This is a genomic window from Streptomyces sp. NPDC006283 (assembly GCF_040613325.1).
GTDB lineage: Bacteria > Actinomycetota > Actinomycetes > Streptomycetales > Streptomycetaceae > Streptomyces.
In genome coordinates this window covers 55,787-80,271 of the sequence record NZ_JBEXRZ010000007.1, presented here as the reverse complement: position 1 = coordinate 80,271, position 24,485 = coordinate 55,787, and the positions used below count along the sequence as shown (strand labels likewise).

23 protein-coding genes are annotated in these 24,485 nt (G+C 71.8%); 3 read left to right on the top strand and 20 right to left on the bottom strand.

Features of this window, described 5'->3' with window-relative positions; translation table 11 throughout:
- Positions 1-71: 71 nt before the first annotated feature.
- Together ABZ070_RS03300 and ABZ070_RS03295 are read right to left on the bottom strand one after the other, a co-directional pair.
- On the bottom strand, positions 72-839 hold the full coding sequence (locus ABZ070_RS03300) for a class F sortase (RefSeq protein ID WP_356629365.1): 768 nt from the start codon (positions 837-839) through the stop codon (positions 72-74).
- Positions 840-964: 125 nt separating this feature from the next.
- A complete protein-coding gene (locus ABZ070_RS03295) occupies positions 965-1,891 on the bottom strand; it encodes a hypothetical protein (RefSeq protein WP_356629363.1) in 927 nt (308 codons plus the stop codon).
- Positions 1,892-2,533: 642 nt separating this feature from the next.
- Here ABZ070_RS03295 and ABZ070_RS03290 point away from each other — a divergent pair.
- Positions 2,534-2,767: a hypothetical protein gene (locus ABZ070_RS03290; RefSeq protein WP_356629361.1), complete on the top strand. Its 234-nt coding sequence runs from the start codon at positions 2,534-2,536 to the stop codon at positions 2,765-2,767.
- On the opposite strand, the gene ABZ070_RS03285 is transcribed toward ABZ070_RS03290, so the two are convergent.
- The 14 genes from ABZ070_RS03285 to ABZ070_RS03220 form a co-directional block, all read right to left on the bottom strand.
- A complete protein-coding gene (locus ABZ070_RS03285; RefSeq protein ID WP_356629359.1) occupies positions 2,761-4,356 on the bottom strand; it encodes a polyamine aminopropyltransferase in 1,596 nt (531 codons plus the stop codon). The two genes, ABZ070_RS03290 and ABZ070_RS03285, sit on opposite strands and share 7 nt — an antisense overlap.
- A gap of 7 nt (positions 4,357-4,363) precedes the next feature.
- Positions 4,364-4,801 carry a DUF350 domain-containing protein gene (locus ABZ070_RS03280; protein WP_356629357.1) on the bottom strand — a complete coding sequence of 146 codons (438 nt, stop codon included), beginning with the start codon at positions 4,799-4,801 and terminating at the stop codon, positions 4,364-4,366.
- Between the two features lie 51 nt (positions 4,802-4,852).
- Entirely contained in the window at positions 4,853-5,257 is a 405-nt protein-coding gene (locus ABZ070_RS03275; protein ID WP_356629355.1) for a DUF4247 domain-containing protein, read from the bottom strand.
- Positions 5,254-5,748 (bottom strand): DUF2617 family protein, encoded by a 495-nt coding sequence (locus tag ABZ070_RS03270; protein WP_356629353.1) that lies wholly within the window; start codon positions 5,746-5,748, stop codon positions 5,254-5,256. Before ABZ070_RS03270 ends, ABZ070_RS03275 begins: the two co-directional genes overlap by 4 nt.
- Positions 5,745-5,876, bottom strand: coding sequence for a hypothetical protein (locus ABZ070_RS03265; RefSeq protein WP_356629351.1), 132 nt, complete (start codon positions 5,874-5,876; stop codon positions 5,745-5,747). The genes ABZ070_RS03270 and ABZ070_RS03265 overlap by 4 nt, the downstream gene beginning before the upstream one ends.
- 63 nt (positions 5,877-5,939) lie before the next feature.
- Complete coding sequence (locus tag ABZ070_RS03260) at positions 5,940-6,710, bottom strand: FkbM family methyltransferase (RefSeq protein ID WP_356629349.1); 771 nt, start codon at positions 6,708-6,710, stop codon at positions 5,940-5,942.
- Positions 6,707-6,916, bottom strand: coding sequence for a Trm112 family protein (locus ABZ070_RS03255; RefSeq protein WP_356629347.1), 210 nt, complete (start codon positions 6,914-6,916; stop codon positions 6,707-6,709). The genes ABZ070_RS03260 and ABZ070_RS03255 overlap by 4 nt, the downstream gene beginning before the upstream one ends.
- Positions 6,917-6,959: 43 nt before the next feature.
- The gene (locus ABZ070_RS03250) at positions 6,960-7,841 is read right to left on the bottom strand and encodes a hypothetical protein (protein ID WP_356629345.1); all 882 of its coding nucleotides are present in this window, start codon (positions 7,839-7,841) and stop codon (positions 6,960-6,962) included.
- Positions 7,842-7,845: 4 nt separating this feature from the next.
- Entirely contained in the window at positions 7,846-8,565 is a 720-nt protein-coding gene (locus tag ABZ070_RS03245) for a class I SAM-dependent methyltransferase (RefSeq protein WP_356629343.1), read from the bottom strand.
- Positions 8,562-9,896 (bottom strand): condensation protein, encoded by a 1,335-nt coding sequence (locus ABZ070_RS03240; protein WP_356629342.1) that lies wholly within the window; start codon positions 9,894-9,896, stop codon positions 8,562-8,564. Before ABZ070_RS03240 ends, ABZ070_RS03245 begins: the two co-directional genes overlap by 4 nt.
- The gene (locus ABZ070_RS03235; protein WP_356629377.1) at positions 9,896-14,461 is read right to left on the bottom strand and encodes an alpha-(1->3)-arabinofuranosyltransferase family protein; all 4,566 of its coding nucleotides are present in this window, start codon (positions 14,459-14,461) and stop codon (positions 9,896-9,898) included. The genes ABZ070_RS03240 and ABZ070_RS03235 overlap by 1 nt, the downstream gene beginning before the upstream one ends.
- Positions 14,458-15,177, bottom strand: a complete 720-nt coding sequence (locus tag ABZ070_RS03230) for a class I SAM-dependent methyltransferase (protein WP_356629340.1) — start codon at positions 15,175-15,177, stop codon at positions 14,458-14,460. Before ABZ070_RS03230 ends, ABZ070_RS03235 begins: the two co-directional genes overlap by 4 nt.
- Positions 15,174-16,379: a glycosyltransferase family 4 protein gene (locus ABZ070_RS03225; protein ID WP_356629338.1), complete on the bottom strand. Its 1,206-nt coding sequence runs from the start codon at positions 16,377-16,379 to the stop codon at positions 15,174-15,176. The genes ABZ070_RS03230 and ABZ070_RS03225 overlap by 4 nt, the downstream gene beginning before the upstream one ends.
- 165 nt (positions 16,380-16,544) lie before the next feature.
- Entirely contained in the window at positions 16,545-17,528 is a 984-nt protein-coding gene (locus tag ABZ070_RS03220; RefSeq protein ID WP_356629336.1) for a DUF3068 domain-containing protein, read from the bottom strand.
- A 184-nt stretch (positions 17,529-17,712) separates the two neighbouring features.
- Here ABZ070_RS03220 and ABZ070_RS03215 point away from each other — a divergent pair, with 184 nt between their 5' ends.
- Positions 17,713-17,865, top strand: a complete 153-nt coding sequence (locus ABZ070_RS03215; protein ID WP_356629334.1) for a hypothetical protein — start codon at positions 17,713-17,715, stop codon at positions 17,863-17,865.
- Positions 17,862-19,070, top strand: a complete 1,209-nt coding sequence (locus ABZ070_RS03210; RefSeq protein WP_356629332.1) for a helix-turn-helix domain-containing protein — start codon at positions 17,862-17,864, stop codon at positions 19,068-19,070. Before ABZ070_RS03215 ends, ABZ070_RS03210 begins: the two co-directional genes overlap by 4 nt.
- A 96-nt stretch (positions 19,071-19,166) precedes the next feature.
- On the opposite strand, the gene ABZ070_RS03205 is transcribed toward ABZ070_RS03210, so the two are convergent.
- The 4 genes from ABZ070_RS03205 to ABZ070_RS03190 form a co-directional block, all read right to left on the bottom strand.
- Positions 19,167-19,853: an HAD family phosphatase gene (locus ABZ070_RS03205; protein WP_356629330.1), complete on the bottom strand. Its 687-nt coding sequence runs from the start codon at positions 19,851-19,853 to the stop codon at positions 19,167-19,169.
- A gap of 25 nt (positions 19,854-19,878) precedes the next feature.
- Positions 19,879-20,361 carry an Lrp/AsnC family transcriptional regulator gene (locus ABZ070_RS03200; RefSeq protein ID WP_356629328.1) on the bottom strand — a complete coding sequence of 161 codons (483 nt, stop codon included), beginning with the start codon at positions 20,359-20,361 and terminating at the stop codon, positions 19,879-19,881.
- A gap of 97 nt (positions 20,362-20,458) precedes the next feature.
- Complete coding sequence (locus ABZ070_RS03195) at positions 20,459-23,179, bottom strand: SpoIIE family protein phosphatase (protein WP_356629326.1); 2,721 nt, start codon at positions 23,177-23,179, stop codon at positions 20,459-20,461.
- 206 nt (positions 23,180-23,385) lie between these two features.
- Positions 23,386-24,474, bottom strand: coding sequence for an aldose epimerase family protein (locus ABZ070_RS03190; protein WP_356629324.1), 1,089 nt, complete (start codon positions 24,472-24,474; stop codon positions 23,386-23,388).
- Positions 24,475-24,485: the final 11 nt, after the last annotated feature.

Here is a 24,485-nt window from a genome sequence, read left to right as displayed (position 1 = left end):
GGGAGGTGTCTGGGAGGCTGTCGGTACGAACGGCCCGAGGTGCTGCCGGTGGCTTGCCGCTCCGAGGCGGATCAGCGCTTCGGCTTGGCGGCCAGCGACGGCGTCACGGAGTCGAGATGCGCGAATGCGACCACGTTCTCGGTGTAGTCCTTGGCCGCCCGGTCGTAGGTGCCGCCACAGGTGATCAGCCGTACCTGCGCGGTCGCGGTGTCGGCGTAGACCCGCTGGTTGGGGAAGTTGTCCTTACGGAAGCTTTCCACGGAGTCGACGACGAACTCGGCGATGGTGCCGTCCGCGCGCCGGATGCTGAACCGGCTGCCCCGTTTCAACTCGCTGAGCTCCACGAAGACGGCGGGGGAGGTCTTGGTGTCGAAGTGCCCGCCGATGATCGAGGTGCCGACCTCGCCGGGGGAGGGGCCGGCGGCGTGCCAGCCGACCAGGTTCGCGTTGTCGGCAGGCGGCGGGTCCAGCTGGCCCGACGGGCCGATGGCGAGGTCGGTGAAGGGTGCGTTGACCGAGATCTCCGGAATCACCAGGCGGACCGGCGAGGACCGGGGGAGCGACAGCGGTTTCCCCTTACCGGCGGCGGAGCGCTTCGGGGTCGGTGAGACGTCCTTCGGCGCTGCCGCAGCGGGAGGGGGCGCGGACGAGCCGGCAGCGGAGGGAGACGCGGACGAGCTCTTCGCGGGAGTCGGCGCGGACGGGCCGGCGGCGCAACTGGTGACCAGACCGACCATCAGCACGGCCATGGCGATGGGCCACAGCAGGATCGGAACAACATGCCGGGACGGGCGGGTGGACCACGACGACCTCGACACGGAAGGCAGACCGGCCACCATACGACAACACCTCACTCAAAACGGGTTATGACAGGAAGAGACACAGGCCCCGGGGAAAAAGACGTGGGCTGTGGCCGCCGCCCAGCAGGCCGGCGGCCACAGCCACACGTCATTCGCGATCACACTCAGGCAGTGGTGCCACTGTTCGCACCCTTGCGACGGAGCATGTAGCCGCCGGCGCCGAGGCCACCGAGCAGCAGCAGCGCACCGGCTGCCATTCCGCTGCCGGAGTTCGCCAGGCCGCCACCACCGGTGTGGACGCCACCGCTGGGCTTGTCGTAGTCCTTGTCGTCCTTGTCGTAGTCCTTCTTGTCGTGGTCGTCCTTGTCGTAGTGGTCGTCCTTCTTGTCCCAGTCCTTCTTGTCGTAGTCCTTGTCGTGGTCGTCCTTCTTGTCGTCCTTCTTGTCGTAGTCCTTGTCGTCCTTGTCGTCCTTGTTCCAGTCGTCCTCGTTCAGGCCGGCAAGGGCGCCGCCGCCGGTGTGGACACCACCGTTGGGCTTGTCGTAGTCCTTGTCGTCGTCGTCCTTGTCGTCCTTGTCGTAGTCCTTGTCGTGGTCGTCCTTGTCCCAGTCCTTCTTGTCCCAGTCCTTCTTGTCGTAGTCCTTGTCGTGGTCGTCGTCCTTGTCGGACTTCTTGTCGTAGTCCTTGTCGTCCTTGTCGTCCTTGTCCCAGTCGTCGGACATGACTCCGGCAAGGGCGCCGCCGCCGGTGTGGACGCCACCGTTGGGCTTGTCGTAGTCCTTGTCGTCGTCGTCCTTGTCGTCCTTGTCGTAGTCCTTGTCGTGGTCGTCCTTGTCCCAGTGCTTGTGACCCTTGTCGTGGTCGTCCTTGTCGTAGTCCTTCTTGTCGTAGTCCTTGTCGTCCTTGTCGGACTTCTTGTCGTAGTCCTTGTCGTCCTTGTCGTCCTTGTCGGAGTCGTCCTTGTGCTCGCTGCTGTACGAGGAGTCGTCCTTGTCCCAGTCGTCGCTCGCTTGGGCGTAGACGCTGGGGGCTGCGATCGCCATGGCCGCTGTGGCGGTAGCTGCGGCGAGCAGAATGCGGGCAGAGCGCATTTCACGTTTCCTTTCGTCGCGACTGCGTCAGCTGACATCCCGTCGGCTCATCGGTCCGCAGGGGCGACGTGATCCACCGTCAGCCAGCACGCAAGTCCGCACCACTCGGGATGCTCCTTTGGGGAAGGCTGTGGGCTCTTCGGGTGACGGGGCCGACAACTGGTCGGGGCCGCGAGCACGGGCGGCGGGCGGCGGCCTGCCGCGCGAGGGGCCGGGTGCTGCCCTGGGACGGTGCGCGGATCGGCACGCGGGTGAACACCGCGCCCCGGAAGAGTCCTTGACCGGCGGCGGAGCGCTCCTCGGGCCCCGCCGCCCGGTCGCACAATTAACCCGTTCGCCGCGACGCGTGGGCCGAAATGCGGCTTTCCGCGCTGTCGACCGCATCGATCTGCTTGTCTGCTGCGCGTCTAGGCCGGACGAGAGGGGGGGGACGGAAACACCGGCCCGGCGGCCGTGGGGCTGACGGGCGATCAAGGCCACGTCGCGCACGGCACGGCCCACTCCCGCGGCCGTCCCCGACTCGCGTCAGGTCGTGGACGTCGTCCTGCCCCTGAACCAGAACCGACATAGGGCGACGCGATCGCGGCGACCGGTTGCTCCTGCCGGGGCATCCCGTCGGGCATCGCGCCATCGGCCCGGAACGTGAGCGACGACATGGGCGAACACACCGAGTCCTGGCACAGCACCCAGATTCCCGGCCTCGAGGTCCGCAAGGACGGAGCAGGGCTGGTCGCCATGAGGCTGTGGGGTTGGGAGGGGGTCCTGCCGTTGTCCCTCATCCGCTTGACCAGCGCCCTGCCCACGGATGTCGCGGCTGCCGGTCACTCGACCACCCTGCCGAACGGGGACGGCCGACGCACCGACTCGACTCAGTAGTTCTGCCACTCGTGGCGGGTGTACTCCAGGACCACGGGATCCATCAGCGTGCTGGCCCGTACGTTCTGGGGGCGGCGGTCCACGGGGAAGACCGTGGCGGCCTCGAGGACGGCGTCGTCCAGGAAGCGCAGCGGCGGGGCATCCTTCGCCAGGCGCAGCGGCGGCGGCGCGCCGGCGCCGGGGGTGGCCAGGACGAAGCCCCAGTTCCCGAAGCTCGGGACGTCCACCTGGTACTCGGTGGTGCGGTAGCCGGCCGCGCCGATCGTCTTGGCGATCGACCAGTACGACTTGGGGGCGAAGAACGGGGAGCCGCCCTGCACCACGACCTGGCTTTCCGGCTGCAGGACGCGCCCCAGCAGGTGGTAGAACTCGACGGAGTACAGCTTGGCCAGCGCCGCCGTGTCCGGGTCCGGGAAATCGATGAGGACCGTGTCGAAGCGCTGGGTGGCGTCCCGCAGCCAGTTGAAGGCGTCGGCGTTGACGGCGGTGACGCGGGGGTCGGCGAGCGCGTGGCCGTTCAGTTCGCTCAGCGGCCCGAACGAGCGGGCGAGCCGCGTCATGGCCGGATCGAGATCGACGAGCGTGACCTTCTCGACGTCGTCGTAGCGCAGGACCTCCCGCAGGGCCAGCGCGTCGCCGCCGCCCAGTATCAGCACCGAGGAGCGCTTCTTGGACAGGGCGGGGTGGACGAGCGCCTCGTGGTACCGGTACTCGTCGACCGACGAGAACTGAAGGTCGCCGTTGAGGAACAGCCGGGTGTCCTGCTCGCCCGTGAAGGCGGTGGACCGGGTGACGACTATGTCCTGGTACGGCGTGGTCTCCGCGTGGACGATCGGGTCGCGGTAGAGCTGCTGCCGGGCGGTGACCTCGATGTCGTCCGCCAGCACGTACACCGAGCCGAGCACCGCGAGGACCGCGGCCGCCCCGGTGAGCAGCGCGTTCCGCACGAAGCGGCGGGTCTGCCGGCGGAAGATCCACAGGACGACGATCACGCCGGCCACCGCATTGACCGCCCCCACCACCAGGGCGCCCTTGAGCTGGCCGAAGGTCGGCAGGAGCAGCAGGGGGAAGCACAGACCGCCGACGAGCGCTCCGATGTAGTCCACCGCGAACATGTCGGCGACCGCGCTGCCCGCCTCCTGTCGCCTGATGCGCTGAAGAAGCGTCATCAGCAGCGGGATCTCGGCCCCGATGAGCAGGCCCACAAGGAACGAGACCACCACCATCGCCGGCATGTAGACCCGGAGCCAGGCGAACGCCACGTAGAGCACGAGCACCGACAGACCGCCGGTGAGCGCGAGTAGTGCCTCCACGACGGCGAACGCACCGACCGCACGCCGTTGCAGCGGTTTGGCCGCCAGCGAGCCGATGCCCATCGCGAAGACCATCACGGAGATGACGACGGAGGTCTGCATCACCGAGTTGCCGATGAGGTAGCTGCCCAGCGCGGTCAGTGCCAGTTCGTAGACCAGGCCGCAGGCCGCGCAGAGGAACACCGAGAACAGCAGCAGGAAACGCGCCGCCCGCGAATACGTCACGGGCGGGGCAGGTACGGCGGGGGTGGTGCGGTCGAGCAGGGTGGTGCCCATGGTGTGGCTACGAGACCGCGGCGCCGACCATGAAGGCCGTGCCGATGTACATCGCAGCCTGGACCCAGGCGGCGGGATGGGGGCGGTCACCGTTGTCGTCGAGCACGGCGTGGCCCAGGCGGCCCGGTGTCAGGAGACCGACGACGACGGAGATGAAGGTCATCACGGCGACACCGGCGAGACCGTACAGCAGGGTGCTGAACAGGCCCATGCCGAGCCCCTGCTCCGATTCGCTGGCCCTGATCGACTGGTCGATGACAAGACCGATGGCGATCGTCTGACCGGCGAGGAGAACGGCGGCGCCGCGGTTGCGTTCCGTCCACACGACATGCAGCAGCTTGCCGGGGGTCACGAGGTCGAGGGCGATGAAGCCGACCGCCATCACGATGAAGCCGACCAGGCCGTAGAGCAGGGCGTTCCCTGCCGACTCGAAGATCTCTGCCACGGGGGTGCCTTTCGGGGACGTCGAGGAGTTCGAACGGATGAACCGGAGGAGTTACTTGCCTTCGCCGGGGCCGCCACCGCGGAATGAGGCGCTGTCCGGGTCGGGCCACACGGACCGGATGCTGGACTTCCAGCGGTAGTAGCCGGTGCGGTAGTCGTCGATCTCGATCAGGCTGCCGCCGCTCTTGTACGGGGTGACCGCGACGATGTCGTCCCGGTAGCGCAGCAGGACCGTGTCCCCGTCGTCGATGCGGTCACGGGCCGAGGTGTGGCCGTCGATCTCCTTGGCGACCTTTGACGTCGAGTCGCTGCTGTCGACGTAGGCGGTGCCGGTGGCGCTGTACTCCTGGCGGATCCAGGACGCCGGCACGCTGTTCCCCTCGTCCGGCTCGCTCGAGCAGGCGGTGAGCAGGGCCGTGGCGAGAATCGTCACGCTGATGAGTCGGGCGGTCTTCATCGGGCCTCCAGCCGGGTGTGCGTCGCCACGATCTGGCGGCTCTGCGGGTACGTGTGCCAAGTGCGCCAGCCCAGTCCGGTGCCGTGCCGCTCGACGATCAGGGCGGTGACGGCTTCCGGGGAACCGGGGAACACCCCGTACAGCGCCTCCGGGTCCGCGCCGGACCGGCTGCGTATCCTCGCCACCTGTTCGCTGAACTCGTCGGCCGCGAAGTGCTCGACGCGGGCACTGAAGCGGTAGCCCCAGCCGTCGAACTCCTGCGCGGCCGAGTCCGGCAGGCCTCCCGCCACGCCGGGCAGGCAGGCGACGGTCTCCCCGACCGGCCCTGCGAAGACCTGATGGGAGGCGCCCAGGAGCCTGAGCTGGACGTCGAGTCCGGCGACCGTCAGATCGCGCACGGCCAGCGCCTCGAGCGGCGGCCGGCCCAGCGCGAAGGAGAGCTGTTCCGCGTCCGTGTCCAGATAGGGGGTGCTGAGTGCTATGCCGCTCACGTGCCGCTGCCCCGGCGGATGTCGGACGCCTGCACGGCGCAGCGCTCATCCGGCACGGTCGTCCGCGGGAGGACGGCTCGGACGGCGACGTGTGCGGCGGCGCCGGGGAGGGCGCGCTCGGACTTCAACGATGATCCCCACGACTTCGGAACGGGCAGCGAGCGCGCTGAGTATGGCACAGGGGCCAGGCGTCACTTACGTCCGGGGAGGCGGTCCGCCGGCAGGAACAGCACCGAGTTGATGTAACGGGTGCCGCGCAACGCCACGGCCCGGCGCAGCAGCCCCCGGTGCACCAGGTGCTCGGTCCTCGCCTGGTGCGCCGCCAGGTCGAACTCGTCGAGAGGCGCCCACCGACGACCGGCCAGGACCCAGCCCCGGTAGCCCTGGCCGGTCAGCAGGGCGACGACCGGCGCGACGGGGCGGATGCGCCTCTCCAACTCGACGAGCAGCGCGGGGCGCTGCCTCTGCAGCAGACCCGACGCGCCCAGCAGCGCGGGCAGCTCCTCGCCGTCGACGTCCACCTTGACGAAGCGGACGTCACGGAGGCCGAGGCTGTCGATCGTGAGGCAGGGTACCTCCAGGCTGTGGGCATGGATGTCCCGGCGGGCGAGCGAGGAGCCCCCCCGATCCCCTCGGTCGCCCGCCGGAAGCCACAGGTGTGCCGTGCCGTTGCGGTCACTGGCCGCCGCCCGCACCACTCGGGCGTTGCCCGGCAGGGACGCCTCGAGGTACCGGGCCAGATGGGGAACGGGTTCGACGGTGACGACGTGCGCGCAGCGGGCGGCGAGCCGGCGCGACCAGGGGCCGTACCAGCCGCCGATGTCGAGTGCCGTGCCTCCCGCCGGGCAGAAGTCGGAGAGCCGGTCCAGTTCCGGCTCGAAGCGGGGGTAGACGGCGCAGGCGGCGGAGCCGACCCAGCGGGTGGGCAGGCGGGCGGCTGCCGCTGCCGCCAGGGTGGTCACTCGGCGGCCGTCCGCAGGTACCTGATGTGGTCCTCCTCGGTGACCCGGCTGCCGGAGGATGGGAGCAGTTGGGGGATGCCGTCCACGATGGGATAGCTGAGCTGCAGCCGCGGGTTGTACAGCATGTCCTGTTCGGCCAGGAGAGTCAGCGGGCCCTTGTCGAGCGGGCAGGCGAGGATGCGGAGCAGCGGGTCGGCGGGGTCCATGGGAGCTTCCTTGCGGTCGGGGGTGGGGGGACGGTCGAGCAGGTCAGGGGGACGGGTCGTGGCGGGGAAGCGCGAGGAGCACCGACAGCGCCAGCGCGGTGCCGGCCACACGTAATGTCAGCAGCAGCGGATCCTCGGGCAGCGTCTCGCCGAAGGTGAGCGTTCCGAGCACCGCCGTGAACAGGCACGTCACCGTGGTGCAGACCGGCACGATGAGGGAAGCGCGGCAACGCTGCAGCGCCGCCTGGGACATGACCAGACCGGCCGCCGCGGTGAACAGCAGCAGATAGGGGTAGGGCGAAGTGAACAGCGCGCGGGCGGTTTCACCGATGTCGGTGCCGGTCAGACGGCTCGATGCGCCCTTGATCGCCAGCGAGCTGACCCCGTAGAGCAGTCCCACGGCCACGCCGTAGCCGATGCCGTTCGTCGGCACCCGGTGCCGCTTGCGGGACCGTTCCTCGACCCGCCCGTACAACCACACGCCCGCAGCCAGCGTCGGCACGCACACGAGGAGCACCAGCGTCCAAGGAGCGCCGCTGCTCACTACGTCCTCGCCCTCACGGACCGAGGCGACGACCATCAGCAGGGCGACGAGTACCGCGCCCAGCGCGTAGCGTTCGCGCCCCGACGGCTGTTCGCCAAGGACAGCGGACGACAGCAACAGGAGCAGGACGAGGCCGGAGACGAAGATGCCCTGAGCGGCGGCGATGGGCAGCGCGCGGTAGACGACGAGCTGGGCGACGAAACCGGCGGCCAGGGCCAGCGATCCGGCGATCCACAGCGGGCTGGTCAGCAGGACCAGGACGACCCGCACCGGTCTGCGTGCGGCCAGCGCGGGCAGTCGGCCCAGGGCCCGTTTCTCCAGTACGAAACCCACGCTGTAGAGCAGGTTGGCCATCAGCGCGGCGCCCACGCCCCACCACATCGCGTCACCCCCGCCGCGCGTGCGCGAGCAGGATGGACGCCGCACCGGGCACGGCGCACGCCGCCCGGTCCAGCAGCCGCAGCGCACGCGGCACCCCGTGGAACGGCGCCCCCGTGATCCGTACGTCACGGAATCCGGACGCGGACAGGTAGGAGCGGAGGGCACGGGCCGTGTACAGCCGCAGGTGGCCGACCACCTGCGTACCGGGCCTGCCGTGGATGCCGCGCAGACTCACTTCGGAGAACACCGGCTGTACGCCGGCCAGCAGCAGAACCCGGTTGTACCAGGCGGCGAGGTTCGGTGTGGACAGCATCAGATGGCCACCGGGCCGCAGGATGCGGTGCAGTTCGTCCAAGGCGTGGTCCGGATCCACAAGATGCTCGATGACTTCGCTGAAGAGCACCGCGTCGGCGCACCCGTCGGCCAGCGGGAGTCCGCAGTCGAGGGCGCCGCGCACCACGTGGCCCATCCGCGGCCGGGCGCGGCGCAGCGCGTCCTGCGACCAGTCGACGCCGACCAGGCGGTGGCCGGCGAGCACGGGGGCCGCCGCCCGCGCCGCGGTGCCGTCGCCGCAGCCGACGTCGACGATCAGTTGCCGCGGCGTCGCGCCGAGCGCCTGCGCCAGCACCCGCGCCTGGCGTCTGCTGCGGGCGTCGCCCGACGCGACGGGGACGGCGGGATCCTCGTAGAAGTCCCGCAGAGTCGCCGAACCGGTGCTGCTCACGGGACCTCCGTGGCGTCGAGGTGGTGGGTGAACAGGTCGCGCAGACGTGCGCCGTCGTCGTCGCAGAGCAGGGCGCGCGACCAGCGCAGCACCAGATGGAGCCGGCCCCCGGTGGACGCCGTGGTGACGGTGAGTCCGCGCGGCATCCGGGCCGGCGCCGAGAACCAGACGGCGTCGGCCACGCCGGCGTCGCCGAAGTCCAGCGGGTACGGAACGCGGCCGATGTTGCTGAGCAGCGTCGTCGACGTCCACGGTGCGGCCAGCACCCGCAGTGTCCGGGTCACCAGCGCCCGTACGGCGACCGGCGCCACCGGCGCCGTCAGCAGGCCCGCGGCACGGCCCAGTTGGGGACGCGGCCGTGCCTTGAGCGCCCGGGTTCGTTCCGCGGTACGGCGCAACAGGGCGGCGATGTCCGCGCCGTCGGCCACGTCCGCGGCCGTGAAGGCCACCTCGACCAGCCGGGTGCCGTTGCCGATCGGCATCTCGGGGCCGCGGCTGCGGTCGTCCACCGGCATGGTGATGCGCAGCGGACGCTCCGGCGCTCCATGGGCCCGGTTCCAGTCGGCGACGGTCAGGGCGGTGGCCACCAGAAGCTGGTCGTTGACGGTGTAGGGCGCGCCCGACTGCCGTGCCGGAACCGTCAGTTCGGCGACGAGCATCCCGTTCCCCGGTGTCGGTCCCGGCGAGCCGGCCGAGACCCGTGCGGGTCTGGCCGCCCCCGAAGCACGGCGAGCGCCCTGCGGCGCGGCGGGCGGGGACACCGGACGGGGCGGGGCCGGTACGACGGGGGCGGTACGACCGCTGTAGACCTCCGCGGCCGTTGCCGCGACCCGCAGGCACGCCGGGCCGTCGAGCGCGGTGTGATGCAGCGTGAACACCAGAACGCAGCCGCACCGGCCCGGCTCCTCGACGACCTCGAGCCGCAGCGGCGGTGACGAGGTCAACGAGGGCGCCTCGGAGAGCGCGCGCTCGCGGGCCCGGGCGAGTGCGCCGGGGGCGCGCGCCGGAAACGTCACCACCTCGGTGTCCGGCCCGTCGGTCAGCTCCCACTCGTAGCGACGCGCGAGCGGGCTCCGCGCCCGCTCGCGCATCAGCGCACGCGGGTGCCGGCCGAGGGCCTCGGCGAACGCGGCCCGCAGACGGTCCGGTTCGACGCGGCCGGGGAGATGGATCTCGATGTGCACCGTGTTGGGTTCGGCGTCCTGCGCGCAGTGCCGTGCGATCTCGTCGACGACGGGAAACGGCACCCGCGGCAGCTGCCGGCCAGACACGGCGGCGGCGGGGACGGCGGGAGTGGGGGCGGAGGAGGACGGACGCTGCACGGTCGCCATCAGACCCTCCCCCGGGGGTGCTCGGGCGGCCACGGACCGCTGCTTCCCGTCCACGCCCCGGGCCCGCCGGGCGGCTGCGGGCGGGGGCCGTCCGCGACCGTCCCGGGCGGCGGTGACCCGGGGCGCGGTCCGCGGCTGGGGTCACCGGGCGCGGCGTCCCGGGCGTTCCCGGGGGCGGGGCCTTCGGGTTGCGGGCCTGCCTGGGGTGTACCGGGTGCGCGGCTTCGGCCGGCTACGGGCGCGTGGCCTTGGGGGCGCGGGCCGGCGCCGGGCGTGCCGCTTCGGGTGCTCCTGGGCGGCGGGGACCCGGCGGGCGGTGCGGAGTCGGGGTCCTCGGCGGCAGCGTTGGCAGCCCGGCTGCCGTACGGGTCTGCGGCCGCTCCCGGACCGTCGGCCGACGAAGACCGGCCCGGTGAGCCGGGATCGCCCGGCGCCCCTGGTCCCGTCGCGCGGTGGGCGCCGCGTTCGCGGCCCACGGACACGAGCGCCGCGAAGAGCGCCGTCAGCGCGAGTAGTTGGGCCACGGGGCCGTACGCGCCCTCGCCGAGCGACGGCCGCCCCGCGCTGCCGAGTACGGCCACCGCACCCGCCCCGGCCATCGCCGCGAACGCGAGCGGCGCGAGGAACGACGGGCGCAGCCACGCCACCAGGGCCAGTACGGGCACGGCCGCGGCGACCGGCCCGGCGACCGCGAAGGCCACGAGAGTCAGGGCGACCGTGCCCAGCAGCAGGCCCGGGCCCGGCGGCTGCGCGACCGTTTCCGTGTCCGGCCGGGTGCGCCGCCCGAAGAGCGCGAGACCAAGCAGCACGACCAGCAGTGCCCCGGCGCCGATCAGCCCGGCCTCGTAGACGCTCGACGGCGCGTACTCGAGGGTGACCGTGCCACCCTGGCCGGCCGGGATCAGCCAGGCCTGCTGCCAGCCGTCGATCCGCAGCGGCCTCAGCTCCTTGCCGTCCAGCGTGGCTTTCCAGCCCGCGTTGTAGTTCTCGTGGATCTGCAGATACGAGGCGTCCCCCGGTCCGACCCGCACCGAGCGCCTGTCGCCGCCGTTCTCGCCGCCGCCCTTGACCTCCATCGGGCGTGCCGCGTCGGCGACGGCCGGCGGGGTTCCGGTGGTCAGGGTGACGCCGGTGACGGCGAGGGGGCCCGTGTCCCCGGCCTCGACGGTGTGGGTGCCCTCGTCGAACTCCACACGGCTTTGGTCGGTGCACACACTGACCTCGACGGGACGGCGTCCGGTCAGGTCCCCGACCCGTCCCTCGGCGCGCGTCTCGAGGAACTGTCCGTCGACGGACAGGACCGGTCCCTTGCCGCACGGCAGTGTGAACGTCCGGTCCGGGTCCGGCTGCGGGGCCCGGAACTTCTCCAGCGCGGGGATGTGGACCTCGCTCAGGCCGACCGGCAGCTGCAACTCGTCGTCGGCAACGGGGTTGTGGAGAGTCAGCGGCGCCGCGCGGGAGATGGTGATGTCCATGCGGTCGGTGGCGATGGGGGAGAACCGGGCCATGCCGTTCTCGTCCACGGCGGCGACCGCCGTTCCGTCGGGCGAGCTGATCTGCACCTGCTCCGGCCGGGTGGACAGCCCGCCGGCCGCCGCGAAGACGATCTCGCCGACCGAGGTCTTCTTCGGCCAGGACAGGTGGAGCACGGGCCGCTCACCGGCGATCCAGGCCGTGGTGAGGTCGCCGTCCGTGAGGTTGCGCGGGCTCAGATCGGTCCCGAGGTTCGCGGTGGAGTCGGCGGTCACGACGATGTTGTCGCGGCGGCCGGTGAGTTCGAACAGCAGCGTGTCGAGGGCTTCGCCGGGCACGGGCCGTGCGGTGGCGCCGACGGTGTAGGCGCCGGAGCGGGCGGCGGTGAACTGCCGGTGCAGGCCCACTTCCGACGGGACGGCGGACAGGCCGCCCGGGTCGCTGCCCCGCCGCAGGGAGTACACGACGGCGTCCGCGCCGTCCCTGGGCGCGTCCTGCGGAAGCTCCAGCATCCGCGTCACCTGCACACCCGGGACGGCGATGTCGCTGAATCCGGCCCCGGTCAGCCCGGGGCGGCCCTGCTGCGACTGAAGAATCGTCACCTTCAGCCAGCTGGCCGTCCCTTCGGGAGCGGCGACCTTCTGTACCGAGCCGTCCGGCCTGAGCGGACTCGTCCTGCTGCCGCGATCGGTCTCGACACGGACCACCGTGGGAGCCGCCCGCACGTTCCCGCTGGGCAGCGGGGTCAGCAGCACAGAGGCGGGGACGGCCGTCGGGCCGGTGAAATCGATCCTGACCCATTCGCCCTTCGGGGATCCCGGAGACCCTTCGGCCCACCCGGTGTCCGGGTTGCCGTCGAACGCGTTGACCGGGTCGTACTGCGGCAGGTGGAAGAGCCAGTTGCCGACGGACGAGGCGCTGACCGAGTCGGCGCCGCGCAGCACGGCCGTCGTCTGGTGCCGCGCGGCGGACAGCGGCAGGATCTGCCGCGGCTGCGCCCCGGGGTCCTGGGCCGACTCGGGCGCGTTGCGTTCTTCGCGGGTGTACGTGTGGGACGTGTTGGAGTTGACCAGGCCGAAGCGGGTGTCCGCGCGGCGCATCCCGTCACCCGCCGCGTACATCGCCGGCCGGTCCACGCCCGGATGCCCGTCGCCGGCCAGGACGGCGGGCCGCCCGGTGACCGAGCCGCCGGCGGACAGCGGCAGCAGCGACTCGGGGCCGCCGCTGACGACCGCCGTGGCCGACGCGGGCGTCAGCCGGGCCCTGCCGGGCCGCTGCGTGCCTGCGGGCGGTTCGTAGATCTCAACGGCGCGCTGCCGCGGGAACAGGCCCTCCACCTGCACCGGCGTGTCGTCGGCGATCCGCCCGCCGGTCAGCACCGGACCGAAGCCGGTGACACGCCGGTACCCGGACGCCTCGAGGGTGCGCTTCACGGTGGTGGTGGGGATGTGCCCCAACTGGGCGGGGTCGAGGTCGTTGCGCACGACGACGTAGTGCAGGCCTGCGCGCTGCAGATACGCGCTCAGGCCCGGCACCTCGCCTCCGGTGGTCAGGGCCTGCTCGACGGCGTCCATCGCGCGGCGGTTGCCCGGGGTGCCGAAGGGCACGTAGTCGCGCTGCGCCCACGGCGAGCGGGCCAGGACGTCGAGGGGCTGGTCGATGGGGGAGCCCCAGGTATAGATGCCGTGGGCGGTCGCGGGCACGACGAGTGCCCGGTCGTCGGCCGAGTTCTCGGCCAGCCAGTCGGCCGTCGTCTCCCAGTACGCGGGCAGTGCCCGGAACGAACCCGGTTGCAGGATGGACCCGTTGACGTACGGCCAGCACAGTCCCGGCAGTACCAGCACGGCGGCCGCGGCCGGGACGAAGCGCCGGCCGCGCACCCGGGAGGCGCGGGTGAGCACGGCCGTCACGTGCATGAGGCCCAGCGCCAGCGCCAGGGCCAGACCGGTCTGGAACTTGTAGACGTTGCGGAACGGCACCAGCGGCCCGTTCAGCCACTCCTGCACGGTCGTGTGGAACGGGCCGCCCAGCGACCCGCCGTACCCGGCAAGCGTGATGAGGCCGACCGCCAGCGCGGTCACCACCAGCCAGCGGCGCTCCGGCAGATCGCGCCGTGCGAGACCGGCCAGACCGAGGGCGGCGGCGAGTGCCGAGCAGGTGACGACGACGGCCGAGGTGACGACGGTCCAGCCGGCGGGCAGCCAGGCCTCGCCGAAGTTGAGATAGCCGACCCAGTTCCCCGCTCCGCGCAGCACTTCGGTCGCCGACATGGTGGCGGTGGTGGTCTGCGAGGACTCGACGTACGGCATGAAGTTCTCGCCGTACGTGCCGAGCAGGAGCAGGGGCACGATCCACCACGCGGTCGCAAGGACCACCGCGGGTGTCCACCAGGCGATGAGCGCCCGCTTGCGGGGCCCGCCCGGCCGGCACAGCAGATAGAGGCCGACGGGCAGCAGCGAGGCCAGGGTGGACGCAGCGTTCACACCGCCCATCAAGGGGATCAGCAGCGCCGAACGGACGGCGGCGATCCGCGGGCTGTTCCGCGGGTTCGTCAGCGGCAGCAGTACCCACGGCAGCATCGCCCCGGGCAGCGCCGCCGCGGAGGTCGACCCGACGACGATGGTGTACGTGGGCCAGAGGGCGTAGACGGCGGCGCCGAGCAGCCTGCTCCGCGCGGAACCGGTCCCCAGCCGCTCGGCCAGCCGCAGGGCGCCCCAGAACGCCGTGGTCACGACGATCGAGAGCCACAGCCGCTCCGCGAGCCAGACCGGCAGGTGCAGCAGATCGGCCACGGCGTGGAACGGCAGCATCGGGATCACGTAGCCGACGTACTGGTCGGCGATCCCGCCGAACCCGGCGCGGTCGTGCCACAACTGGCCCAGGTCGCTCAGGAACTGCCAGGGGTCCGCGACCACGCCCAGCTTCGTCTCGAACGTCATGCGGCCGGGCGACACCGCCAGGAAGGCGACGAACACCGCCGCCCAGAACCCCAGCAGCCAGCGGCGGGACCGCGGGCCCGGAGAGCGGCCGGGGGGCAGGCCCTCGGCGGTGGGGAGGGCGGGCGGTCGGGTGGCGTGGAGCGCGCTGGTCATGAACACCGCCGGAGAATGAGGAGGAGGTTCCAGGTGGCGAACTCACGCAGCCCGGGCACCCGGGGGACGAGCTCGGGGAGGACGGGCCAGTAGCGCGAGCGCGCGGAGACCACGTCCACGTCGTCACGGCCTCGCACGTGGCGCAGGGTCGGCCCGACACCGAGCGCGAACAGGTTCTCGCCGAGCCGGTGCTTCGCGGGCCGTCCCGTGCGGCGTTCGTAGCGGGCACGCGCACGCTCGGCGCCCAGATAGTGCCAGGGCGCCCACTCGTGGCCGCCCCACGGCGAGAGCCAGTTGGTGTACGAGACGTAGATCAGGCCGCCGGGCCGGGTGACCCGCACCATCTCGCTGAGGAACGTCCATGGGTCGGCGACGTGCTCCAGCACATTGGAGGAGAAACAGATGTCGGCCGAGCCGTCGGCGAGCGGAAGAAGGTAGCCGTCGGCGACGACCGTCCCCTCGACCGGTTTCCCGGCCAGCTCGGCGGCATCCGGTTCGAACAGAAGACTGCGCGCACCGCGCCGTGCGAACTCGGCGGTGAACCAGCCGCTGCCGCCGCCGACATCGGCGACGACACGGCCGTCGAGCTTCATGTACCGCTCGACCTGGTCGGCGGCATCACGGGCGAGCAGCGCGTAGGCGGCGGCGGGGTCGGTCTGCTCCCGCATGAACGCCCGGAACAGAGTGAGGGAGCGGCGCAGTGACGGGTCCTTCACGCGAGCGCACCGCTCGCCGGCGGAGGAGTGCCGTGCCCAGGCGTAGGCGTGGCATCCATCGCTTCCGCCGCCACCGCCGCGAACTGCCCTACGGTGCTGCTCCAGCGGAACGCCGCGGCCCGTTCGGCTGCGGCCTTGCCCATCTCTTCACGGCGGGCGTCGTCGAGCGCCAGCGTGCACCATGCCGCGGCGAACGACGACTCGCCACGGGACAGGACACCGGTGACACCGTCCTCGACGGAGTCCCGCAGTCCCGGCACGTCGAACCCGAGGGCGGGCGTCCCGCGCGCACCGGCCTCCGTGACGACCAGCCCCCAGCCTTCGACGGCCGCGGGGTGCAGCAGCAGCCAGGACTCGCACAGCAGCCGGTGCTTCTCGGCCTCCGAGACGTGACCGGTGAACTCGACGCCCTCACCGGCGAGGCGCTCGAGGCGCTCGCGCTCCGGCCCGTCGCCGACGACGACAAGTCTGCCGCCGGTCACGGGCCGTACCCGCTCCCACAGGCGCAACAGCAGATCGATGCGCTTGTAGTCGACCAGCCGGCCGAGCGCCAGGAACAGCGGTGTCCGCGAGCGGGGGCTACGGGCGGCCGGTTCGTGAACTCCGTTGTGGACCACCCGGATCCGCCCGTCCGGCACACCGATCGCCCGCAGGGCGCCGGCTGTGGAGGGGGAGACGGCGACCATCAGGTTGCCGCGGTGAGCGCGAGCCAGCGCCCAGTGTTCGAGGAGCCGTCCGGCACCCGCCACCGGCGCCGGGAAGCGCATGTCCCAGAGCTCGGTGTGCACATGATTGACCAGGCAGACGGTGGGGCCGCGGTGCCACAGCGGGGCGAGGTACGGCATGCCGTTGCAGACCTCGACCAGCAGGTCGCACTCGCCGACCTGCCGGGCGAAGGCGGAGCGGGCACCGAGGTAGTGGCCCAGTCGTCCGCCCGCCGACACGACGCGGTACGGCCGGTGCACGGCCGGTCCGCCGCAGAGCAGGGTGATGTGGTGGCCGAGGTCGGTGAGGCCCTGTGCGAGCTGATGTATCAGCAGCTCGGAACCGCCGGCGGCGGGGTTGCCCAGGTCGCGGTGGGCGAGGAAGACGATGCGACGCGGCGGCTCGAGTGCGTCCGGTAAGAAAGGGTGCCGGCCGTGGCGGTGAGCCGGCGGGAGGGGCGGTGCCTCGAGCAGTGGGGGAGGTACGTGCTGGGGCATGGGCGCTCCAACTCGTTTCGGGGTGCGGAGGGGATGGGGGGACTGGAATAGGGGGGAAGCGCGGGGGAGAGAGGGTGACCGGGGGGCCGTGCTTCGGTGGGGAACGCCAGTTTGGACATGCCGTCGGCGCGCGGCTACTCACCGGTATGACAACTTCGGCAGCTCTCAGGCGGACGGACTCGTCACCAAGTGAGCATCCGTGCGATCCGGCGCCGGCCGGCGACCCCGCGCCACCAGGGCGGCGCCCACGAGCGCGAGCACCGCTCCGAGCGCCCCGGCACCTGCCGGTGCGGTGGTTCCGAGGGCCGCGAGCTTGTCGCTGTCGCGCGAAGCCAGGCCGACCTGTTGCCGCTGGGTCTCGGCGGTGAACGCGAGCCGCTCGCTCTCCAGCAGCACGACCGCGTCCTTGTCCGATCCCGGTGCGCGCAGCGTCTTGCGGGGCCCGATGGCCGCGTACACGATGCGGCCGGTGCGCCGGTCCACGACCAGTTCGATCGCGCCGTTGGCGTACCACTCCTCGGCCAGCACCTGGGGCGCCCGGTCCCTGCCGACCAGCCGTCCCGGCACCTGCCGAACCCCGGTCCTGGTCGGCGGGACGCTGCCGGTGAACCGCAGGCCCTCGTAGCCCTGGATCTTCTTGACGCCGCTGTAGCGGAGTTGGACCACGCCGCCGAGCGTGCCGTCCCACCAGCGGTAGGAGCGTTCCTCGACATCGAAGGGGAATTTCAGGTACGCCTCGCCGTCGAAGACGGGCGACTCCTCGCAGCAGTGCACCGGCTCATTGGTGGCGCGGTCGGTCACCCAGCGCTCGAGCGTCCACTGCAGGGAGTCCCGGGTGTCGGAGGCGGGCAGCGTGGCGTCGGTGTCGACGGAGGTGGACACGTCCCACACCGCGTTGCCGCTCTTCTCGCTGTCGGCCACGTCTCCCCGGACCTGCCGGGTCACCGTGATCCTCTTCCCGTGCACCGTCCTCACCTTCGAGGTGTCGAAGTAGCTGCCGGTGCCGGTGAACACGGTGGTGGTGTCGACGTCGATCGGTGTGCGTTTGGCCTGGGGTGTGACGTACCAGGCGAGAAGGGGGGCCAGCACGAGCAGGAAGACCCCTGCTCCCAGCAGGAGAAGGGAGGTCGGTGAAGCGGTACGGCGCATCCGGGCACTCCTGGATCGAAGAACTTCACAGGGAGATGCACGGGCCCCGGGCCGGTCAGCCCTCAAGGGTTCACGACAGTAGGCAGCACTTGACTATCTGTCAATGTACTGTCAACACTGTGCGTCCAGCCGGTGGGGGCCGGCTGACGGGTGGGGGAACTCTCCAGCAAGGAGCTGACCCGACATGCGCAGACTGTTCGCCGCAGCCGTCACAGCCGTGTTCGCCGCGGCGCTCGCCGTGGGCGCGGCCTTAGGGATCGTGGCGCTGCTGAACGCCACGCCCGACCAGCCGAACGTCCCTCTGATCAGCTACGACACCGCCCAGCCCGGACGATGACGCGCCCCGCGTGGAGCGAGGTGCCCAAGGAAAAGGTCGACCGGTTCGCCGCCATCGCGCTGGGCGAGGCGGGCGAGCTGGCGCAGCGGATCCTGTCCGAGATCCGCCGTGAACATCCCCACCTCCGGCTCGTCGAGGACGGCTCGGGCGAGCCCATGGCGCTCGTCGGAATTCGCCGCGCCATCGAAGGGTTCGTACACAATCTGGCGTCGGGCGCCGGGAATCCCCGCGTACCGCCCGAGGTCTTCCAGGAGTTCGGGCGCGGTGAAGGACGGGACGGGCGCAGCCTCGACTCGCTCCAGGCCACCTACCGCCTCGGGGTGAGGCTGGCCTGGCGCCGGTTCGCCGAGATCGGCCAGCACGTCGACATCGCAGCGCCGGCCATGTACGAACTCGCCGAATCCGGTTTCGAGTATCTGGACGGCCTCGTGGAACAGTCGGTACGCGGCTACGCGGAGGCCGCCGCCCGCCGGGCCGGTGAACGGCTCCGTCTGCAACGCCAGTTGATTGACCGGCTGCTTGTGGAACACCGGGGCGACCCGGCCGGCACGCTCGCCGAACGGGCGGCCCGCATCGGCTGGGAACTGCCCCGGACCATCGCCGTTGGCATACTGGTGCGCCCCGCCAGGGAAGCCGTAGCCCCCGCGGTGGAGCCGGGCATCCTCCTCGACATGGAGAGCGAGCAGCCCCGCATCGTCATTCCGGAACCGTGCACCGCCGGCCGCTCCGAGATGCTGCGCCGCGCCACGGCGGGCTGGTCCGGTGCGGTCGGCCCGCCGGTGCCGCTTGCAGCCGCGGCGAAGTCGCTGCGCTGGGCGGAGACGGCGGTCCGGCTCGTCGAGGGCGGACTGCTGCCGGGCGGCGAGGTGCTGCACTGCACGGAGCGCACGGAAGAAATGGTGCTGCTGCCGTCCGCGGAGCTCATCGACGCGGCGGCCCACCGCTGTCTGGCGCCACTCGAGAACACGGGGCCCGCCCAGGCCCGCCGGCTGGCGGAAACCCTCCTCGCCTGGCTCGAAACGGCGGGCGGCGCCCCGGAGGTGGCGCACCGCCTGGGCATCCATCCGCAGACGGCCCGCTACCGGCTGCGGCAGATCCGCGAGTTGTGGGGGGAGGTGCTGGAGGACCCCGACCGCCGCTTCGAGATGCTTCTCGTGCTGCGTGCCCGCCGGCTGCGCGGCGAGCTCGGGGCCGACGGAGACTGAGCACAACGGCGGCTCAGCGCATCGCTTCCGTGCCACGCCGCTTCCGCGTGGCAGCGCGCCGGTGTCACACCGCTTCTGGGTCACACCGCTTCCGTGTCACACCGCGCCGGTGATCCACCCGTACGCGGCTTCCGCCGTGAACTCCCGCTGCCCGCCCGGGAACAGCAGGTCTGCCGCGAGGAACGCGGGCTCGTCGGACGTCCCGGCGACGTACGGGACGGCGATGCAGCGCATGCCCGCCGCGTTGGCCGCCGCCGCTCCCGGCGGTGCGTCCTCCAGGACCACGCAGTCGCCGGGCGCCGCCTGCAGACGGCGGGCCGCCTCCAGGAAGACATCGGGTTCCGGCTTGCCCCGGCCGACCTCCTCCGCGGAGACGGTGACGGCCATGTGGGCGGCAAGGCCGGTGCCCTCGAGCACGGCCTCGATGGCGGCGCGGGACGACCCGGAGGCCACCGCCATCGGCACGCCCTCCGCGGACAGGCGCTCCACGAACCTGCGCATCTCGGGGAACACGTCCGTAGAGGCGCGCGCCAGCTCCAGGTAGAAGCGGTTCTTGGCGGCCAGCAGCTCGTCGAGCGGTGCGTCGATGGCGTACCGGGCGCGCAGGATCTCCAGCGTCTCCCGCGTTCCGATGCCGATGAACTCCGTGTGCTCGGCCCAGTCGAAACCGAGCACGCCGTGCGCGGCCAGGACCCGGCGCCCCGCTTCGAAGTAGTTCGGCTCGCTGTCCACCAGGGTGCCGTCGAGATCGAAGATGACCGAAGGAGTGCGCGCTGTGCTCATGCCGTCCAGCATGTCAAGCGCCTCTTCAGCGCTGAGCACCGGCCGAGCGTCCGACCGATTCCACCAGGGGCAGCAGCCGGTACGGCACCCGCTCCCGCAGCGCCATCTCCGTGCGGGTGCGCACCACGCCGGGCAGATTGATCAGGTGCTGGATGACATCCTCGAGATGCCCGTTGTCCCGCGCCGCGACCCTGGTCAGCAGGTCCCCGCCCCCGGTGATCGAGAACGCCTCGATGATCTCCGGCACGGCCGCCAGCGCATCGCCCACCTCGTCCAGATACCCCTGCGTCACCTCGATGTGGACGAACGCCAGCACGGGGTGGCCCAGCGCGCCGGGGGAGAGGAACGGACCGGTCCCCGTGATCACCCCGTCGCGCTCCAGCCGGTCGATCCTGGCCTGCAGCGTGCCGCGCGCGATGCCGAGGATCCTGGCGTACTCGCGCACGCTGGTGCGCGGCTGCTCGATCAGCAGTCGCAGGATGCGGGTGTCGAGTTCGTCCACCGCCATGGTCCTCGGGGCCCTTTCACGGCGGGATCAGTCGCGGATCCCCACAGTACCAACGGTCCTGTGGCCGCCCTTTCTCACCGGACCACTGGCCCCCGGTTCACCAGGCCAGGTCGTCCAGCAGTGCCTCGACCGCCGGCACCTGCCCGTCGGTCAGTGACTGCTCGGTCCAGATCACCTTCCCGGTCGGCGTGTACCTGGTCCCCCAGCGCGCGGCGAGCCGGGCCACGAGGAACAGGCCGCGCCCGCCCTCGTCGGTGATGGCGGCCTGCCGAAGATGCGGGGAGGTGCTGCTGCCGTCGGACACCTCGCAGATCAGGGTGCGCTCGTACAGCAGCCGCACATGGATCGGCTCCGAGCCGTAGCGGATCGCGTTGGTGATCAGTTCGCTGAGCACCAGCTCCGTGGTGAATCCGACCGCGTCCAGCCCCCACTCCTCCAGCTTGCGGCTGCACGCGCTGCGGACCGGTGCGACGGCCGCGGGGTCGCGGGGGACGTCCCAGGTCGCGACCCGGGCCGGGTCGAGCAGCCGGGTGCCGGCCACGAGCAGCGCGATGTCGTCGCGGCGCAGAGAGGGGACCATGGCGTCGAACACGGCCTCGCAGATCTCCTCGGGCGGCCGGTCGGCGCGGCCGGCCAGGAGGGTGCGCAGGACGTCCAGACCGGCATCGATGTCGCGGTCGCGGTGCTCGACGAGTCCGTCGGTGTACAGCACGAGCCGGCTGCCCTCCGGGAGACGCATCTCCCTGGTCCCGAACGGCAGGCCGCCGAGGCCCAGAGGAGGGGAAACGGGCACCTCCAGGAACTCCACGCCGCCGTCCGGACGCACCAGGGCGGGCGTGAGATGCCCGGCTGTCGCCATGCTGCACACGCCGGAGACCGGATCGTAGATGGCGTACAGACAGGTGGCTCCGGTGATCCCGTCGCCGCCGCCCCCGACAGGCTCGTCCAGGTCGATACGGCTCACCAGGTCGTCGAGGCGGGCCAGCAGCTCGTCCGGCGGAAGATCGAGGGTGGAGAAGTTGTGCACGGCGGTTCGCAGTCGGCCCATCGTCGCCGCGGCATGCAGACCGTGGCCGACGACGTCGCCGACGACGAGGGCGACCCGAGCCCCGGGCAGCGGGATGACGTCGAACCAGTCACCGCCCACCCTGGCCTGCGCGGGCAGATAGCGGTAGGCGATGTCCAGCGCGCTCTGACTGGGCAGGACGTGCGGTAGCAGGCTGCGCTGGAGGGTCTCCGCCATGGCGTGCTCACGCGTGAAGCGGCGGGCGTTGTCGATGGCGACGGCGGCGCGGGTGGTCAGCTCCTCCGCGAAGGACAGATCGTCCTCCTCGAAGGGTTCTGCCCGTTCCGAACGCCAGAAGTTGACCATGCCGAGCACCACACCGCGTGCCTGCACCGGCGCGGTGACCAGCGAGTGGACACCGTAGGCGAGGGCGTTGTCCGCCCCCTCGGGGTCCTGCGCCCGCCACGCCTGGGCGACGGTGAGATCGGCCTCGAGCGTCGCATGGCCGCCGGCCAGGGCGGCCGCCATCGGGGTGTCGCTGGACACGATGCGGATCACATCGCCGACCGGCTGGAAGGGGTGGTCCGCACGGATGCCGCACAATGCCGCCCGGCGCATCTCGGTGGGCACGCCGGACGGCTCGTCACCGTGCAGCACCGGCTCCAGCAGCTCGACGGTGACGAAGTCCGCGAACCGGGGGACCGCCACGCTTGACAGCTCGTCCGCGGTCCGGACCACGTCCAGCGTCGAGCCGATGCGCACCCCGGCGTCGTAGAGCATCCTGAGCCGCCCACGGGCGACCTCGGCCGTCCCCGACAGCGCACGGAGCTCGGTGGTGTCCCGCAGCGTCGCCACCTTGCCGGTACTGCCGCCGTACGGAGCGGTCGGCCGTGTGTTCACGGCCAGCAGCCGGTCCCCGGCCGGGTGCACCTCGTCGGTCACCTCACGGCCGGACACGAGCAGGTCGGCGATGCCGGCGTCGAGGCCGAGGCCGGCGACCGGGCGCCCGTCGGCGTCCGGCGGCAGCTCGAGCAGCCGGCGCGCCTCGTCGTTGGCCAGCATCAGCCGGCCGTCGTCCCCGACGATCAGCACGCCCTCGCGCACGGCGTGCAGGACCGCGTCGTGGTGCTCGTACATCCGGGTCATCTCGGTGGGGCCGATGCCGTGTGTCTGCCGCCGCAGTCGGCGGCTCACCAGGGCGGCGCTGCCCGTGGCCAGGGCGAGCGCCGCGGCGCCGGATGCCAGGAGCATCGGCAGTTGACGGTCAACGGCGTTGCCGACGTTCTCGATCTGTACTCCCGCCCCGACCAGTCCGACGACCGACCCGCCGGGATCCACGACGGGGACGGTGGCCCTGGCGGCGTCGCTGGGCGCACCCTTGAAGATCTCGGTGAACGCCTCCCCGTCGGCGGCCCGCTCGACACCCCTGTTCCGCCGGCCGATCAGTTCGGGCTCGGTGTCCGCGTACCGGGTACCGTCCGGGGCCATCACGGTGATGAAGTCGACCCCCGAGTCCTTCGCCGCACCGGCCATCAACGGCTGCAGCACGGCGGTGGGGTCGGGAGACCGCAGCGCCGCCAGGACGCCGGGAGCGTGCGCGTAGGACGCGGCGGCCGCCATCGACCGGTTCTCCGCGTCCTGCTCGCTGTCGTGCTGCGCCTGCAGTACGAGCGCGACCACCGCGGCCACGATCAGCAGCACCGCGACGGCGACCTGCAGAAAGAGGACCTGACCGGCGACGCTGCGTGCCCCCAGCAGGGACGGCGCTCCGCGCCGCGTGCGCCCGGACGTATCGGGCCTGTGCCCGTTCATAGCGCTCCACTCCCGGGGTCTGGGCGGCGGCGCCGGGCGGACGCACGGGACGAAGGCCGGCTTGCCGCAAACCCGGACCAAAAAGGCAGCCCGGTCATGCCTCTTTTCTAGCATCCGACGGACTGTCCGGGTCCGCTGCGGCCGTGTCGGCAACCGGGTCGCGCGCTGATCGAATAGGGCACGGGCCGGCACCCCGACGGGCCGCCTTACGTGGACAGGTGCGGGAAACGGAAGTCCGTGCGGCTGTGGAAGACCGCTCCGGGGCGCAGTACGGCGCTCGGGCAGTCGGCGCGGTTGGGGGCGTCGGGGAAGCGCTGTGTCTCCAGGCAGACCGCGCTGTGGCGCTCCAGGCAGCGGCCGGTGCCGTCCATGAGGGAGCCGTCGAGCTGGTTGGCCGTGTACACCTGTAGGCCCGGTTCCGTGGTCCACACCTCCATGACGCGAGCGGCGCCCGGGGCGGTGAGCCGGGCGGCGCGCCTCAGTGTGCCGGCGTCGGTGCCGGCGTCGGTACCGGCGTCGGCAAGAACCCAGCAATGGTCGAAGCCGCCGGCCTGCCGAACCTGGTCGTCCGCCGGCGACACGCGGTCGCCGAGGAGCTGAGGTGACGTCAGGTCGAAGGCGGTGCCCGCGACGCCGACGGCCGGGCCCTGCGGGATGCCGTCCGCGCGGACCGGCAGAAAGGCGGGGGCGTCGACCTGCAGCGTGTGCCCCCGTATGTCGCCCGTTCCGGCCAGGTTGAAGTACGAGTGGTTGCAGAGGCTGACCACCGTGGGCCGGTCCGTCGCCGCCGTGAAGGTGAGCGAAAGGGTGCCGGAGGCGTCGAGGCTGTAGGTCGCGGTGACGTCGAGCGCACCGGGGAAGCCCATGTCGCCGTCGGGACTGTGGAGCGAGAGCCGCACCGCGGCAGAGTCGCCGACGGTGAAGGGAGCGGCGTCCCACATCCGGGTGTCGAAACCCTCCGGTCCTCCGTGGAGTGCGTGGCCGCGGTCGTTGCACGGGATGTGGTGCGTCGTTCCGTCGAGGGTGAAGCGGCCGTCGGCGATGCGGTTGGCGTAACGGCCGATCAGTGCGCCGATGTAGGGGCTCTTCTGTGCGTAGTCGTCGACGGACGCCAGTGACAGGACGACGGAGTCGATGTCGCCCGCGGTGTCGGGCACGCCGAGCGTGTGCAGGATGCCGCCGTAGGTGAGGATCTCGGCGTGCAGTCCCGTGCCGGATTCCAGCCGCCACAGGCCGACCTCCTCCCCGCTGGGGGCAGTGCCGAACGGCCTGTGGTGCACGGTGGGTCGGGGCATGGTCAGTCCTT